Annotated in this window: 13 protein-coding genes; 6 read left to right on the top strand and 7 right to left on the bottom strand. The window is 58.6% G+C overall.

Translation table 11 applies throughout. The features are described 5' to 3' along the window. Positions 1-237: a [Fe-S]-dependent transcriptional repressor FeoC gene (gene feoC, locus ACOYA6_RS20865; protein WP_138370760.1), complete on the top strand. Its 237-nt coding sequence runs from the start codon at positions 1-3 to the stop codon at positions 235-237. 38 nt (positions 238-275) lie between these two features. Here feoC and ACOYA6_RS20860 read toward each other — a convergent pair whose 3' ends face one another. Then, positions 276-545 (bottom strand): YdgH/BhsA/McbA-like domain containing protein, encoded by a 270-nt coding sequence (locus ACOYA6_RS20860; protein ID WP_039031505.1) that lies wholly within the window; start codon positions 543-545, stop codon positions 276-278. Positions 546-659: 114 nt separating this feature from the next. After that, positions 660-1,433, bottom strand: a complete 774-nt coding sequence (gene bioH / locus ACOYA6_RS20855; RefSeq protein WP_223075729.1) for a pimeloyl-ACP methyl ester esterase BioH — start codon at positions 1,431-1,433, stop codon at positions 660-662. A 36-nt stretch (positions 1,434-1,469) separates the two neighbouring features. Between bioH and gntX the strand changes: the two genes are divergently transcribed. From gntX to gntT, 3 genes are all read left to right on the top strand, one after another. Then, positions 1,470-2,153 (top strand): DNA utilization protein GntX, encoded by a 684-nt coding sequence (gene gntX, locus ACOYA6_RS20850; protein ID WP_223075730.1) that lies wholly within the window; start codon positions 1,470-1,472, stop codon positions 2,151-2,153. A gap of 58 nt (positions 2,154-2,211) precedes the next feature. After that, the gene (gene nfuA / locus ACOYA6_RS20845; RefSeq protein WP_039031502.1) at positions 2,212-2,787 is read left to right on the top strand and encodes a Fe-S biogenesis protein NfuA; all 576 of its coding nucleotides are present in this window, start codon (positions 2,212-2,214) and stop codon (positions 2,785-2,787) included. 300 nt (positions 2,788-3,087) lie between these two features. Beyond that, positions 3,088-4,404: a gluconate transporter gene (gntT, locus tag ACOYA6_RS20840; protein ID WP_039031501.1), complete on the top strand. Its 1,317-nt coding sequence runs from the start codon at positions 3,088-3,090 to the stop codon at positions 4,402-4,404. 148 nt (positions 4,405-4,552) lie between these two features. Here gntT and malQ read toward each other — a convergent pair whose 3' ends face one another. Together malQ and malP are read right to left on the bottom strand one after the other, a co-directional pair. After that, positions 4,553-6,637, bottom strand: a complete 2,085-nt coding sequence (malQ, locus tag ACOYA6_RS20835; RefSeq protein ID WP_039031500.1) for a 4-alpha-glucanotransferase — start codon at positions 6,635-6,637, stop codon at positions 4,553-4,555. 9 nt (positions 6,638-6,646) lie between these two features. Next, complete coding sequence (gene malP, locus ACOYA6_RS20830; RefSeq protein WP_039031499.1) at positions 6,647-9,040, bottom strand: maltodextrin phosphorylase; 2,394 nt, start codon at positions 9,038-9,040, stop codon at positions 6,647-6,649. Positions 9,041-9,624: 584 nt separating this feature from the next. Between malP and malT the strand changes: the two genes are divergently transcribed. Continuing rightward, a complete protein-coding gene (malT, locus tag ACOYA6_RS20825; RefSeq protein ID WP_039031498.1) occupies positions 9,625-12,330 on the top strand; it encodes an HTH-type transcriptional regulator MalT in 2,706 nt (901 codons plus the stop codon). A gap of 79 nt (positions 12,331-12,409) precedes the next feature. On the opposite strand, the gene ACOYA6_RS20820 is transcribed toward malT, so the two are convergent. Genes ACOYA6_RS20820 through glpE form a run of 3 tightly spaced genes read right to left on the bottom strand, consistent with a single transcriptional unit; the run spans position 12,410 to position 14,391 of the window. Further along, complete coding sequence (locus ACOYA6_RS20820) at positions 12,410-13,168, bottom strand: DeoR/GlpR family transcriptional regulator (RefSeq protein ID WP_039031497.1); 759 nt, start codon at positions 13,166-13,168, stop codon at positions 12,410-12,412. An 18-nt stretch (positions 13,169-13,186) separates the two neighbouring features. Beyond that, a complete protein-coding gene (glpG, locus tag ACOYA6_RS20815) occupies positions 13,187-14,017 on the bottom strand; it encodes a rhomboid family intramembrane serine protease GlpG (RefSeq protein WP_039031496.1) in 831 nt (276 codons plus the stop codon). Between the two features lie 44 nt (positions 14,018-14,061). After that, positions 14,062-14,391 (bottom strand): thiosulfate sulfurtransferase GlpE, encoded by a 330-nt coding sequence (gene glpE, locus ACOYA6_RS20810; protein ID WP_039031495.1) that lies wholly within the window; start codon positions 14,389-14,391, stop codon positions 14,062-14,064. A gap of 220 nt (positions 14,392-14,611) precedes the next feature. On the opposite strand from glpE, the gene glpD reads away from it, so the two are divergent. Continuing rightward, on the top strand, positions 14,612-16,120 hold the full coding sequence (glpD, locus tag ACOYA6_RS20805; RefSeq protein ID WP_422655318.1) for a glycerol-3-phosphate dehydrogenase: 1,509 nt from the start codon (positions 14,612-14,614) through the stop codon (positions 16,118-16,120). The last annotated feature ends 209 nt before the right edge of the window (positions 16,121-16,329 follow it).

Below are 16,329 nucleotides of genomic sequence, written 5' to 3'. Positions count from 1 at the left end.
ATGGCATCGTTAATTGAAGTGCGTGATTTGCTGGCGTTGCAGGGACGAATGGAGGCCACCCAGCTCAGCCAGATCCTGCATACTCCGCAGGCGATGATCGAGGCCATGCTGCAACGACTTGAGGCGATGGGCAAAGCGAAGCGCATTCAGGAGGATGCCGACGGCTGCTTAACCGGCAGCTGTAAAAGCTGCCCTGAAGGAAAAGCCTGCCTCAGAGAGTGGTGGGCGCTGCGTTAATCGTAATAAAGCCGGGCAGGGCTGCCCGGCTTCATCTTTTATTTGTAGACTTCTGCGGTCGCGCGGATGTCTTTCTGATCTTTGTTGGCGCTGGTGACGACATAGTACTTACCGCCCAGCTCATCTGCTTTCTGTGAAAGCTCTTTTCTGGCATCCATCGGCGCAGTGGTGTCAGACGTAGAGACAGTACCAACCTTCGTCAAATTCATCTCTTTCACTTTATCTTTCTGGATCTCTTCTGCCGCCATCACGCCAAAAGAGAGTGATCCAATAACCAGAGAAGCAACAATACCTGTGACAAGTTTCATAGTTATGACTCCCAAAGAAGGATTGTAATTTTGATTATCGAAAGCGGGACAACCGCAACGATATAGTGAGTATTGTTGCGGTACGTCACTTTTTCCAGGTGGAAAAGAAAATAATCAGTTTAAACGCTGACTTAGGGCCATCAACGCCGCGCAAAATTCAGCGGGGTGAGAGATAAAGGGCGCATGCGCCGCTTTGGCCAGGATCAGGGCTTCGCTCTGCGGCCACTGCGCATCCAGCAGCGGCACGATTTTGCGCGGTACCAGCCCGTCAAGATAACCATAAATACGCAGATGCGGCAGCGACAATGCCGCCAGCGGCTCCCGCAGATCGGCCGTTTTCAGGATCTCCAGCCCGCCGTTGAGTACGTTCACCTCAGGCATCGGCAGGGCGAGGACCGTGCTTTTCAGCAGACGCGCATCCTGCCGCGCGCTTTCGGTCCCCATGGTTTGCAGCGCCAGAAACCGCTCCACCGTGCGCTGAAAATCGTCGCTCAGCTGCTGCTGAAAACCGGCTAATACCTCAGGCTTAATGCCTGGCCACCCGTCGCGGGCGCTAAAACAGGGGGATGACGCTACCGTCACCAGCGCCTGGACGCGTTCCGGGTGGTCAAGGGCGATCTGGCTCGCCACCAGCCCGCCGAGGCTCCAGCCCAACCAGATCGCCTTATCCGGCCCCTGGGCCAATACCCGCTCCGCCATCTCCTCAAGCGACATCGCCCCAAAATCGCGGCTGCGGCCAAAGCCCGGCAGGTCCACCAGGTGCAGCGTAAATTGCGAGGCCAGTTCCTCACTGACGCAACGCCAGACTTCAGCATTCAGTCCCCATCCGTGCAGCAGCACAAGATGACAATTTCCTGTCCCAACGGTCTGCCACCAAAGCGTGTTCATCGATTACTGTTCTCTTTTTTCACAAGGAGGATGTCTATGCTAACAGTGCCCGGCTTGTGCTGGCTATGCCGGATGCCGCTTGCGCTCGGCCACTGGGGAGTCTGTTCCCTGTGCGAAAGAGGGATTGCGGCCCGGACGTGCTGTTGCCCCCAGTGCGGCTTACCGGCCTTCCACCCTCACCTGCCCTGCGGACGCTGCCTGCGCAAGCCGCCGCCGTGGCAGGCCCTGGTGGCGGTGTGCGGCTATACACCGCCGGTGAGCCCGCTGGTGCATCAGCTCAAATTTTCCCGCCGCACCCAGCTGGCACAGCCGCTGGCGAGACTGTTACTGCTGGCGCTGTTGCTTGCCAGACGCAGCCGGGGTTTGCCGCGTGTCGATATGATGGTCTGCGTGCCGCTCTGGTCCCGGCGCCACTGGCGGCGCGGGTTTAACCAGAGCGACCTGCTCTGTCGTCCGCTGGCCCGCTGGCTGAACTGCCGCTATGCTCCCGATGCCATTCGCCGTATTCGCGCCACTCCGGCGCAGCATCAGCTCAGCGCGAGATTGCGTAAACGCAACCTGCAGCACGCTTTTGCGCTTGAATTACCGGTGGCGGGACGCCATATCGCTCTGGTGGATGATGTCGTGACAACAGGCGCTACCGTCGCGGAACTCTCCCGCCTGCTTTTGCGAAGCGGCGCGGCGTCGGTTCAGGTATGGTGTCTGTGTCGAACCTTGTAGCGCCCTCTGGTTGGGCGTATTATACCCAGGTAATTTAGTCAACTATTAGGCCAATGCTATGATCCGTATTTCCGATGCTGCACAAGCGCACTTTGCCAAACTGCTGGCAAATCAGGAAGAAGGGACCCAGATCCGCGTATTCGTGATCAACCCGGGCACCCCGAATGCAGAATGCGGCGTCTCTTATTGCCCACCGGATGCTGTGGAAGCAACTGACACCGCCCTGAAGTTTGAGCAACTCACTGCCTATGTCGATGAGCTGAGCTCACCGTATCTGGAAGATGCGGAAATTGATTTTGTAACCGACCAGTTGGGTTCACAGTTAACGCTGAAAGCGCCAAACGCCAAAATGCGTAAAGTGACCGACGATGCCCCGCTGATGGAGCGCGTTGAGTACCTGCTGCAGTCCCAGATTAACCCGCAGCTGGCTGGCCACGGTGGTCGCGTCTCCCTGATGGAGATCACCGAAGACGGTCTGGCCATTCTGCAGTTTGGCGGCGGCTGTAACGGCTGTTCCATGGTCGACGTCACCCTGAAAGAAGGGATCGAGAAGCAGCTGCTGAACGAGTTCCCGGAGCTGAAAGGCGTACGCGATCTGACCGAACACCAGCGCGGCGAACACTCTTACTATTAAGTTTCCGCTATCTGTTGCCCGGCGCTAAACGCTGCCGGGCAAACTCCCCTGCTTTCCCTGCCTCATAACATGACCTGCGTCTCAGAATTCACATTTTGACCGCCAGGGTCATTCTCAAGCCGCACATGTTACCCGTATCATTCTCGTGGGCACTAAAACAGCTTTACGCCGACCGACTAAACTTAAGATTTAGAAGGCAGCCAGCCTGTGTGCCATCAGTTAGCCGTTCCCAGTTGGGGCAACATTAATATGTCGTTGAAACAATGACGTTACCCATAACAATTTTAAGGCCAGATAATCATGCCATTAGTCATCGTCGCTATCGGTGTAATCCTGTTACTGCTCTTGATGATCCGTTTCAAAATGAACGGTTTTATCGCCCTTGTTCTGGTGGCACTTGCTGTCGGCCTGATGCAGGGTATGCCGCTGGTAAAAGTTATCAGCTCCATTAAAGCTGGGGTGGGCGGTACGCTCGGTAGCCTGGCGCTGATCATGGGCTTCGGCGCCATGCTCGGTAAAATGCTGGCTGACTGCGGTGGCGCACAGCGCATCGCGACCACGCTGATTGCCAAATTCGGCAAAAATAACATTCAGTGGGCGGTGGTTTTAACCGGCTTCACCGTGGGTTTCGCCCTGTTCTACGAAGTGGGCTTCGTGCTGATGCTGCCGCTGGTGTTTACCATCGCCGCGTCTGCCAGCATCCCGCTGCTGTATGTGGGCGTACCGATGGCCGCTGCGCTGTCCGTAACCCACGGCTTCCTGCCGCCGCACCCGGGCCCAACCGCTATCGCCACCATCTTCCATGCGGACATGGGTAAAACCCTGCTGTTCGGTACCATCCTTGCGATCCCGACAGTTATTCTGGCCGGCCCGGTCTTTGCCCGCTGCCTGAAAGGTATCGACAAGCCGATCCCGGAAGGTCTGTACAGCGCGAAAACCTTTACCGAAGCCGAGATGCCAAGCTTTGCGGTCAGCGTCTGGACCTCTCTGGTACCGGTCGTGCTGATGGCTATGCGTGCCGTCTGCGAGATGATCCTGCCGAAAGGCCATCCGGTTCTGGGCGTCGCCGAGTTCCTGGGTGACCCGGTGATGGCAACCCTGATTGCCGTTCTGATTGCGCTGTTCACCTTCGGTCTGAACCGTGGCCGTTCCATGGACCAGATCAACGACACCCTGAGCTCTTCGATCAAAATCATCGCCATGATGCTGCTGATCATCGGTGGTGGCGGTGCGTTCAAACAGGTTCTGGTTGATAGCGGCGTGGACAAGTACATCGCTTCCATGATGCATGAAACCAACATCTCCCCCATCCTGATGGCATGGTCTATCGCGGCGGTCCTGCGTATTGCGCTGGGTTCCGCAACCGTTGCGGCTATCACCGCGGGTGGTATCGTTGCTCCGCTGATTGCGACTACCGGCGTTAGCCCTGAGCTGATGGTTATCGCGGTCGGTTCCGGTAGCGTGATTTTCTCCCACGTAAACGATCCGGGCTTCTGGCTGTTCAAGGAGTACTTCAACCTGACCATCGGTGAGACCATCAAGTCCTGGTCCATGCTGGAAACCATCATCTCTGTTTGCGGGCTGATCGGGTGTCTGCTTCTGGGTATGGTTGTCTGATGTGACATTGCCGGGTGGCGGCTACGCCTTACCCGGCCTACAAAACTGAACCGGTGAACGTGCGACAATTATCCGCATAATCCCCGTAGGCCCGGTAAGCGCAGCGCCACCGGGCAATAAAAAACCCGCCATCTGGCGGGTTTTTGTTTTACTTCTTCGCAGCCGCTTTTCGCCGCTTGTCCAGGTCCTTAATCAGCTTGTTCACCCCTTCGTCAGCAAACATCGCTTCAAGCGAGGTGGACAGCTTACGCCGCCAGTTTTTGTACTGGTAGCTGGTGCCCGGAATGTTTACCGGCTCCGCCATATCGATCCAGTCTTCCGGCTGCAGCCCTAACAGGGCGCTGTTACTGTCGGCGATGTAACGCTGCAGGCCGCGGTTAAGCGTGGCGGTCATCGACATCATCGACGCCTTATGCCCGGTGCGTTTCGGCAGGCAGCCGTGCGCGTGCAGCGCATCCAGCAAACCCTGCTTCGACAGCTCGCGATCCTGGTACAGGCCGCGCAGCATCACGTCGTCAGGGTAGAGACCCAGCGTCTTGCCCAGGGTAAGGTCGCCGCTGTCCCACCAGCCCCGAAGCGTAGGAAGGTCATGCGTCGTCGCGACTGCCATTGATTGTTCTGGATACGCCTCCGGCGCGCGGAAGTTCTTCTCAAGGTCGTTTTCAAAATAGAGCACTTTGTAGGAGTAAACGCCGCTGTCACGCAGCTTGCTGACGATTTCCACCGGCACGGTACCGAGGTCTTCGCCGATCACCATGCAGTTGTGGCGCTTACTCTCGAGGGCAAGGATAGAGAGCAGATCGTCCACCGGATAGTGCACGTAGGCCCCGTGGTCGGCGGTTTCGCCGTACGGGATCCACCACAGGCGCAGGACCGACATCACGTGGTCGATACGCAGCGCGCCGCAGTTCTGCATGTTGGCGCGCAGCAGTTCGATAAACGGCTCATAGGCGCGGGCCGCAATCACGTGCGGATCCATCGGCGGAAGGCCCCAGTTCTGACCCAGAGGGCCAAGAATATCCGGCGGCGCACCAACAGACGCTTTCAGGCAGTAGAGCTCGCGATCGCACCAGGTCTCCGCCCCGCCCTCGGCCACGCCCACCGCCAGGTCGCGGTAAAGACCAATCGGCATGTCGTAGCCCTGGCTCTCCTGCCAGCAGGCCGCAAACTGGCTGTAAGCCAGCCACTGCAACCAGAGGTAGAAATCGACCTCTTCGGCATGCTCTTCGCAAAAGGCTTTCACCGCAGGGGAATTGACGGACTGATACTGCTCAGGCCAGACCGGCCAGCCCCAGCGCATTTCGTCCTCTTTCACCTGATACGCATGCAGCGCGTCAAACGCCGCCTGCCAGTAGAGGCTCTCCCCTTCCCGGGCAACAAACTCGCGGAACGCCGCCATCTGGTCGTCCTCACGCTGCGCAAAGCCTTTCCACGCCATGCGCAGGGCGGCCATCTTCAGCGCGGTGACGCTGGCGTAATCCACCCATTCTGCATCGCGGGCGCGCTGCAGCGCCTGACGGGTGGTCTCCATGCCCCACCACGCCTGGGCCTCGTCGCTGTTGCGGAAATCTTCAACGGCGTTCACGTCGATGTAAATCACGTTCAGCCAGCGGCGGGACGACGGGCTGTACGGGCTGGCGCTCTCCGGGTTGGCCGGATAGAGGGCGTGAATAGGGTTGAGGCCGATAAAGGCCCCGCCGCGCTTGCCGACATCGGTCAGCATCTTTTTCAGATCGCCGAAATCGCCGATCCCCCAGTTAGCCTCAGAACGCAGGGTGTAGAGCTGCACGCAGGCGCCCCACAGCTTCTTGCCCTCTTTCAGCGCCTGCGGCTCGTAGCAGCGTTTTGGCGCCACAATCACCCGACAGTGCCAGCGACTGCCATCCTGGGTCAGCGTCAGGGTGTGGTAGCCCTCCGGCAGTTTTGCCGGAAGGTTGAGTTTTTTACCGCCCGTGGCGTGGCCTTTGTGCTGATGCCCCTCTTCAGTGGTCAGCAGCCAGCTAAATTCGCCGCTGCCTTCGAGGGTCAGCGGCATCTTTTTCCCGGTGGTGTAGACCATCACGTTCGGGACGGGAGTCACCGCCGCTTTCGCGACGGGTTTGGCTTTATGCATGGCATCCAGCAAACGTCTCTTGGTTTCAGCACCAATAGACTGCGGTTTACCATGAGCATTGATGTAGCTGGGGCTGATCCCCGCCGCCAGCGCGGCATTATCGAGACGTTTACTTTCCATCGCGCTTCCTTAGCGTTTTGCCTGCCAGATGCGGGCCTGGTAGTCGCGGATTGAACGGTCGGAGCTGAACATGCCGCAGCGCGCGGTGTTCAGAATGCACGCCCGGGTCCAGGCTTCCTGGTCACGGTACAGAACATCAACCTGCTTCTGCGCCTCGACGTAGCCGGCAAAGTCCGCCATCAGCAGGTACGGGTCGCCGCCCTGCTTGCCGATGCTGTGCAGCATCTGGTCGAACGCGTGCTTGTCGCCGTCGCTGTATTTGCCGCTCTCCAGCTCTTTCAGTACCGCATCCAGCAGTTTGTCTTTTTTACGCCACTTCACCGGGTCGTAACCTTTGGCTTTGATGGCTTTCACCTCTTCCACAGTATGGCCGAAGATAAAGATGTTCTCGTCGCCCACCTGCTCGGCGATCTCCACGTTCGCGCCGTCCAGCGTACCCACGGTCAGCGCGCCGTTCAGGGCCAGCTTCATGTTGCCGGTACCGGAGGCCTCTTTACCGGCAGTCGAAATCTGCTCGGAGACATCCGCCGCCGGGATCAGCAGCTCAGCCGCAGAGACGCAGTAATCCGGCAGGAAGACCACCTTCAGCTTGTCGCCCACTTTCGGGTCGTTGTTCACCGCGTCGGCCACTTTATTGATAGCGAAGATGATGTTTTTTGCCAGGTAGTAACCCGGCGCCGCTTTCGCGCCAAACAGGAACACGCGCGGCACGCGGTCGGCCTGCGGGTTCTCGCGGATCTCTTTGTAGAGCGCCAGAATGTGCAGCAGGTTCAGGTGCTGACGCTTGTACTCGTGCAGACGTTTAATCTGGATATCAAAAATCGCGTTCGGGTTGATCTCAATCCCGGTGCGGGTTTTGACGAACGCCGCCAGGCGCACTTTGTTGTCCTGCTTGATGGTGCGGTAGGTCTCGCGAAACGCCGCATCGTCAGCATACTTTTCCAGGTTGATCAGCTGGTCGAGATCGTTAGCCCACTCTTTGTCGAGCGAGGCATCCAGCAGCGCGGCCAGTTTCGGGTTGCACTGTTTGATCCAGCGACGCGGCGTGATGCCGTTGGTGACGTTGTGGAACTTGTTCGGCCACAGCTGGTGATATTCCGGGAACAGATCTTTCACCACCAGGTCGGAGTGCAGTGCTGCCACGCCGTTCACAGCAAAGCCGCTGACCACGCACAGGTTAGCCATGCGAACCTGCTTATCGAAGACCACCGCCAGCTTCGCCCAGACCGCTTTATCGCCCGGCCAGGTTTTATCGACCAGCTTCTTAAAGCGGTTGTTGATCTCGTTGATGATCTGCATATGGCGAGGCAGCAGGGTTTTAATCAGCTTCTCGTCCCAGCACTCCAGCGCCTCTGGCATCAGGGTGTGGTTGGTGTAGGCGAAGGTCTTGCTGGTGATGGCCCAGGCGTCGTCCCAGCTCAGCTGATGCTCATCGATCAGCACGCGCAGCAGTTCCGGGATGGCGATGGTCGGGTGGGTGTCGTTCAGCTGGATCACTTCGTAATCCGCCAGTTCGGTGAGTTTGCGGCCCGCCAGGTGATGGCGACGCAGGATATCGGCCACGGAACAGGCGCACTGGAAGTACTGCTGCATCAGGCGCAGCTTTTTACCCGCCAGATGGTTGTCGTTCGGGTAGAGAACTTTGGTCAGCTTGTCGGCGTCGATGCCCTGCTGCTCGGCACGCAGGAAATCGCCGTCGTTGAATCGGGTCAGGTTGAACGGGTGAGCGTGCGTCGCCTGCCACAGGCGCAGCGGCTGCGCCACGCCGTTACGGTAGCCCAGCACCGGCAGATCCCAGGCCTGGCCGGTGATGGTGAAGCCCGGCTCCCACTGGCCCGCTTTCGTCACTTTACCGCCAATGCCCACCTGCACATCCAGCGCTTCGTTGTGGCGGAACCACGGGTAGCTGCCGCGATGCCAGTCATCCGGGGCTTCCATCTGCTGGCCGTCGGCGAAGGACTGGCGGAACAGACCGTACTGGTAGTTCAGACCATAGCCGGTAGCCGACTGGCCTACCGTCGCCATGGAGTCAAGGAAGCAGGCCGCCAGACGACCCAGGCCGCCGTTGCCCAGCGCCGGATCGATCTCCTCTTCCAGCAGGTCGGTCAGGTGGATGTTGTGCGTGCTCAGCACGTCACTCACCTCCTGATACCAGCCGAGGTTCAGCAGGTTGTTGCCGGTCAGACGGCCAATCAGGAACTCCATCGAAATATAGTTGACGTGGCGCTGACCTTTCACCGGTTTTACCGCGGGTTGGGCGCTCAGCAGCTCGGCGAGCGCTCCGCTGACGGCCTGCCACCACTGGCGGGAGGTCATCTCTTCAGCGGCATGTAGTCCAAAACGCTGCCACTGACGCGTCAGGGCAGCCTGGAATTGAGCTTTGTTGAAAGTAGGCTGTGACATAGGGAATCTGCATCCTGTAGAGAGAAATTAACACGTTGGTGCTAGTGTGCCTGGCTCCTTATGGCTCTTCCTCCTCCCGCCGGGGATTAGGCGGGGAGGAGTAGCGGGGATGAGCGATAAAGTGTGATCGCGGCCACTTTCTGCTGCCGGAGTGTGGGGCATTGAGGATGAAATTAACGGGAAGAGGCTCAAAAAAATGAAATGCGGTTTCGCCTGAAATATACCGCACGGAAATAATTACTTACCCGACGTAATATCACTCAGAATTTACTGCATCTCAAATCGTTATTTCAGGAAAGTAATGATTCCGCGACTTAATTAACTTTTCACAGCATTTACGCTTCTATATTCCTTTTTATGCTTAACCGTCCGAAAACTCGCCAGGCCAGTATCCATGCGCTTTGGAGGCTCACTGGAAAAGTTCCCTTCCCCCCACATAACTTTTTGTGACAGAGTGCAAATTCAGGGACATAAAACCCGGACATAACTTGCAATAAAAAGGTTTCTGACCGACCTTATATGCATTAATTACGAAGCGCAAAAAAAATCAAAAATCTCGATTTCCACACAGTGAAGTGAAACCTATGTTGATTCCGTCCAAATTAAGTCGCCCGGTTCGTCTTGACCATACTGTGGTCCGCGAACGGTTGCTGGCGAAACTTTCCGGCGCGAACAATTTTCGACTGGCGCTGGTAACGAGCCCTGCCGGGTACGGCAAAACAACGCTCATTTCGCAGTGGGCATCCGGCAAAACCGATCTCGGCTGGTACTCCCTTGATGAGGGCGATAACCAGCAGGAGCGTTTCGCCAGTTACCTGATCGCCGCCATTCAGCAGGCGACCAACGGACACTGCGTGACCAGCGAAAGCATGGTGCAAAAGCGGCAGTACGCCAGCCTCTCCTCGCTGTTTTCCCAACTGTTTATTGAGCTGGCCGAATGGCATCGCCCGCTTTATCTGGTCATTGACGATTACCACCTGATCACCAACCCGGTCATTCACGAGTCGATGCGCTTCTTCCTGCGCCATCAGCCGGAGAACCTGACCCTGGTGGTTCTGTCGCGCAACCTGCCGCAGCTGGGCATTGCCAACCTGCGCGTGCGCGATCAGCTGCTGGAAGTGGGCAGCCAGCAGCTCTCCTTTACCCATCAGGAAGCGAAGCAGTTCTTCGACTGCCGTCTGAAATCCCCAATTGAGGTGGCCGAGAGCAGCCGTCTGTGCGACGACGTGGCAGGCTGGGCGACCGCCCTGCAGCTGATTGCCCTCTCCGCACGGCATAACAACAGCTCGACGCAGCAGTCCGCCCGCCGCCTGTCGGGGATCAACGCCAGCCACCTCTCCGATTACCTGGTGGATGAAGTGCTCGACAGCGTCGATCAATCTACCCGCCAGTTCCTGCTGAAAAGCTCCCTGCTGCGCTCGATGAACGATGCGCTGATCGTGCGCGTCACCGGCGAAGACAACGGCCAGATGCGCCTGGAAGAGATTGAACGCCAGGGATTGTTCCTGCAGCGCATGGACGACTCCGGCGAATGGTTCAGCTACCACCCGCTGTTTGGCAGCTTCCTGCGCCAGCGCTGTCAGTGGGAGCTGGCGACCGAACTGCCGGAAATCCACCGCGCCGCCGCCGAGAGCTGGATGGCACAGGGTTTCCCGAGCGAGGCTATCCACCACGCGCTGGCAGCGGGCGACGCCCATATGCTGCGCGATATCCTGCTCAACCACGCCTGGAGCCTGTTTAATCACAGCGAACTGGCCCTGCTGGAGGAGTCGCTGCGCGCCCTGCCGTGGGAAAGCCTGCTGGAAAATCCGCGCCTGGTACTGCTGCAGGCCTGGCTGATGCAGAGCCAGCATCGCTACAGCGAAGTGAACACCCTGCTGGCCCGCGCCGAGCAGGAGATGAAAGGCGAGATGGACGCCGCCCTGCACGGCGAATTTAACGCCCTGCGCGCGCAGGTGGCCATTAACGACGGCGACCAGGAAGAGGCCGAGCGGCTGGCGATGGTCGCGCTGGAAGAGCTGCCGCTGGCGAATTTCTACAGCCGTATCGTTGCCACCTCGGTGCATGGCGAAGTGCTGCACTGTAAGGGCGACCTCACCCGCTCCCTGTCGCTGATGCAGCAGACCGAGCAGATGGCGCGCCGTCACGACGTCTGGCACTACGCCCTGTGGAGCATGATCCAGCAGAGCGAAATTTTATTTGCCCAGGGCTTCCTGCAGGCCGCCTGGGAGACGCAGGAAAAAGCGTTCAACCTGATCCGCGATCAGCATCTGGAACAGCTGCCGATGCACGAGTTCCTGCTGCGCATTCGCGCCCAGCTTCTGTGGGCGTGGGCGCGTCTGGACGAAGCTGAAAGCACCGCCCGTCACGGGGTCGACGTGCTCTCCACCTACCAGCCGCAGCAGCAGTTACAGTGTCTGGGCCTGCTGGTGCAGTGTTCTCTGGCGCGCGGCGATCTGGACAATGCCCGTAACCACCTTAACCGTCTGGAAAACCTGCTCGGCAACGGTCAGTACCACAGCGACTGGGTATCCAACGCCGATAAGGTGCGGGTGATCTACTGGCAGATGACCGGTGACAAAAAATCGGCGGCCAACTGGCTGCGCCAGACGCCGAAGCCGGCGTTCGCCAATAACCATTTCCTGCAGAGCCAGTGGCGCAACATTGCCCGGGCGCAGATCCTGTTAGGCGAGTTCGAACCGGCAGAGATGGTGCTGGAAGAGCTGAACGAGAATGCCCGCAGCCTGCGTCTGATGAGCGATCTCAACCGCAACCTGCTGCTGCAAAACCAGCTCTACTGGCAGGCAGGTCGTAAAAATGACGCCCAGCGCGTGCTGCTCGAAGCGCTGCAGCTGGCGAACCGTACCGGGTTTATCAGCCACTTTGTGATTGAAGGCGAGACCATGGCGCAGCAGTTGCGCCAGCTGATTCAGCTCAACACCCTGCCGGAGCTGGATCAGCACCGCGCCCAGCGCATCCTGCGGGAGATTAACCAGCATCACCGCCACAAGTTTGCCCACTTCGATGAGACCTTTGTCGAGCGTCTGCTGACCCATCCGGAAGTGCCGGAGCTGATCCGCACCAGCCCGCTGACCCAGCGCGAGTGGCAGGTTCTGGGGCTGATTTACTCAGGTTACAGCAACGAGCAGATCGCCGGTGAGCTGGCCGTGGCGGCCACCACCATTAAAACGCACATTCGTAATCTGTATCAGAAGCTGGGGGTTGCCCACCGTCAGGATGCGGTGCTGCATGCGCAGCAGCTGTTGAAGATGATGGGGTACGGGGTGTAATTCATTGCCCGGCGGCGCTACGCTTGCCGGACCTACGCTTTTCGTAGGTCGGGCAAGCGTAGCGCCGCCCGACAAAAACTCAGCACAGTTCTAACTGCAACTTATTATCCCGAATCACTTTTAACACCCCTTCCGGCGGCATCACGTCCGTATAGACCGCATTCACCATGCTGATGCTGCCCATATTCACCATCGCGTTACGGCCAAACTTGGAGTGATCCACCACCAGCATCACGTGGCGCGAGTTCTCAATGATCGCCCGCTTGGTGCGCACTTCGTGGTAGTCAAACTCCAGCAGCGAGCCGTCGCTGTCGATGCCGCTGATACCCAGGATGCCAAAGTCGAGGCGGAACTGGGAGATGAAGTCGAGGGTCGCCTCGCCGATAATGCCGCCGTCGCGGCTGCGCAGCTCACCGCCCGCCAGAATGATGCGAAAATCCTCTTTCTGCATCAGGGTAGTGGCTACGTTCAGGTTGTTGGTGACGATACGCAGGTTTTCATGCCCGAGCAGAGCATGAGCCACCGCTTCCGGCGTGGTGCCGATGTCGATAAACAGCGTCGCGCCGTTGGGGATCTGGCTCGCCACCTTGCGGGCAATGCGCTCCTTCTCGGAGGTCTGCGTCGCCTTACGGTCGTGCCAGGAGGTGTTCACCGAGCTGGACGGCAGCGCCGCGCCGCCGTGGTGGCGCAGGATGCGGTTCTGATCGGCCAGGTCGTTAAGGTCGCGGCGGATGGTCTGCGGGCTGACGGCAAACTGCTCCACCAGCTCTTCGGTACTGACGTATCCCTGCTTTTTCACCAGATCGATAATGGCGTCGTGACGTTGTGTTTGTTTCATCGGAGTTCCCTGCCAGATTTATGTTCGTTTTCGCGCATTTAGCGTATCGGCAAACGCCATCGCCAGCCCGACCGCCAGCCCGGCTACGTGTGCGCCGTTGGCAATCGCCATTCCAAACAGATCAAACCATCCGGCAATAATCCAGATTAAGGCAAAGGTCATCAACCCGCGCTGCAGGTAGATGCCGCTCTGGGGATCGCGCTCGCCGCGCAGCCAGACGTAGCCCATCAGCGCGTAGACCACGCCGGAAAGCCCCCCGAACCACGGGCCGCCAAACTTATGCTGGATAAAGCCGCTGAGCAGCGCGCTGATAAGGGTGAGTACGATGAGCTTGCCGCTGCCGAGCCGCTTCTCCACCGCCCCGCCGAGATACCACCACCACAGCAGGTTAAAGAGAATATGCAGGAACGAGAAGTGCATCAGCGCGTGGGTAAAGTAGCGCCAGAATTCGAACTCCACCGAGGCATCATAGGGCCAGGAGAGCATCAGCATCACCTGCTGATCGCCCACCACGCTCATCATAATGAAGACCAGAATACAGGCCGCCATCAACACCAGAGTGAACGGCCCCGCGCGTTCGCGCACGGTCGCAAGGAAAGGAAAGCGCTGGTAACGCAAGCCGCTCCCGGTATGGCCAGACTGCCAGCTCGCCGCCAGATAGCGCGCATCGCCGGGGTTTTCCATAAAACGTGCCAGTTCAGCGTTAACCCGGTCGGCCTGGCTCTCATCCGCCAGCCAGACGTCGGTCTGCGTATGTTGTTGAATGGTGAGGATAACCCCCTGCGTCGCCATGTAGTCGACAAACGCCTGGGCAACGCGCGGGTTGTTAAAAGAGGTAATCAGTAGCATCGGCGGCAGTCGCTTATTCCACACAAAAGGGGACAGTATATACCCTAAATGCCGGCGTGCTCGACTTCTGCCGGGAAATGACGGTGCCAGGCATCGAATCCGCCGTCCACGCTGTAAACCGCGTCATAGCCCTGTTGCAGCAGATACTGCGCCGCACCCTTGCTGCTGTTGCCGTGATAGCACATCACCATCACCGGGGTATCGAAATCGTTGTCGCGCATAAACTCGCTCAGCGAGGCATTGGTCAGGTGGAATGCGCCCGGCGTGTGGCCCATGGCAAAACTTTGCGGATCGCGAATATCCACCAGCACCGCCGTTCCCTGGTGCATCTTCTGATGGGCTTCTTCTACGTTAATACATTCAAATTGTTCCATGGTGCTCTCTTGTCTGTTTGCTCCCTCGCCCCTTTGGGGAGAGGGCCGGGGTGAGGGGAAAAATATACCGCGTAGTGTACGTCGTGGCGGCGGGTAAACGCCATTATGTTAGCTCTATCACTCAAAATTGTTTTTTTGATGTTACAAAAATCCATTTCCTTTGCTAGTATGAGCGATATCGAACATTTTTGAGCTTTAACGAAAGCGGTGTGAGGATACAATGGAAACCAAAGATCTGATTGTAATAGGTGGCGGAATCAACGGTGCGGGCATTGCGGCGGATGCTGCCGGACGCGGGCTATCTGTCCTGATGCTGGAAGCGCAGGATCTCGCCTGTGCCACCTCCTCCGCCAGCTCCAAATTGATCCACGGTGGCCTGCGTTACCTGGAACACTACGAGTTCCGCCTGGTGAGTGAAGCCCTGGCCGAGCGTGAAGTGCTGCTGAAAATGGCCCCGCATATCGCCACGCCAATGCGTTTTCGTCTCCCGCACCGCCCGCATCTGCGTCCGGCATGGATGATCCGCATTGGTCTGTTTATGTACGATCATCTGGGCAAACGCACCAGCCTGCCAGCCTCTGCCGGTGTGCGTTTTGGCGCAGACTCGGTGCTGAAGCCGGAGATCGTGCGCGGATTCGAATATTCCGACTGCTGGGTGGACGATGCCCGTCTGGTGCTCGCTAACGCGCAAATGGTTGAACGCAAAGGCGGCGAGGTCAAAACCCGCACCCGCGCGGTCTCGGCGCGCCGGGAAAACGGGCTGTGGATCGTTGAAGCCGAAGATATCGATACCGGCGAGCGTTTCAGCTGGCAGGCGCGTGGCCTGGTCAACGCCACCGGTCCGTGGGTGAAACACTTCTTTGACCACGGGATGCAGCTGCCGTCGCCATATGGTATCCGCCTGATCAAGGGCAGCCATATCGTGGTGCCGCGCGTGCACACCCAGAAGCAGGCCTACATTCTGCAAAACGAAGACAAACGTATCGTGTTTGTGATCCCGTGGATGGATGAGTTCTCCATCATCGGCACCACCGACGTGGAGTACAAAGGCGATCCGAAGAACGTCGAGATCGACGAGAGCGAAATCAGCTATCTGCTGAAGGTCTATAACGCGCACTTTAAGAAGACCCTGGGGCGCGACGACGTGGTCTGGACTTACTCCGGCGTGCGTCCGCTGTGCGATGACGAGTCCGACTCACCGCAGGCCATCACCCGCGATTACACGCTTGATATTCACGATGACCACGGCAACGCACCGCTGCTGTCGGTGTTTGGCGGCAAGCTGACCACCTACCGTAAGCTGGCGGAGCACGCGATGGAAAAACTGGCGCCGTATTATAAAGGTATCGGCCCGGCCTGGACCAAAGGGGCAGTGTTGCCTGGCGGCGATCTCGGCGGCAACCGCGATGACTACGCGGCCAAACTGCGCCGTCGCTATCCGTTTATCAGCGAATCCATGGCCCGCCACTTTGCCCGCACCTACGGCAGCAACTGCGAATTGATCCTGAATGAAGCCAAGGATCTGACCGATCTGGGCGAACATTTTGGTCATGAGTTCTACGAGGCGGAGCTGCGTTATTTAGTCGACCACGAGTGGGTACGCCGCGCGGACGATGCGCTGTGGCGTCGCACCAAAGAGGGAATGTGGCTGAACGCGGAGCAGCAGTCGCGCGTAGCGCAGTGGCTGGCTGAGCAGACGGGAAAGCGTGAGCTGTCGTTAGCGTCGTGAGGAAATGCCCGGTGGCGCTGACGCTTACCGGGCCTGCAAGATTCGTGCGCGCTTCTCGCCCGGTGGCGCTGACGCTTACCGGGCCTACAAAAGACTAAGGAACGTAGGCCGGGTAAGGCGAAGCCGCCACCCGGCAAAAAAACAGCGGTGCGGCCTGATGCCCTCACCCCGGCCCTCTCCCGCAGGGAGAGGGTGCAAACACTAAAAAA

This window comes from Leclercia barmai, from assembly GCF_049312895.1.
Classification (GTDB): Bacteria; Pseudomonadota; Gammaproteobacteria; order Enterobacterales; family Enterobacteriaceae; genus Enterobacter; species Enterobacter barmai.
Note: the sequence above shows the minus strand (reverse complement) of the source record. Positions and strands in the feature narration are given on the sequence as shown.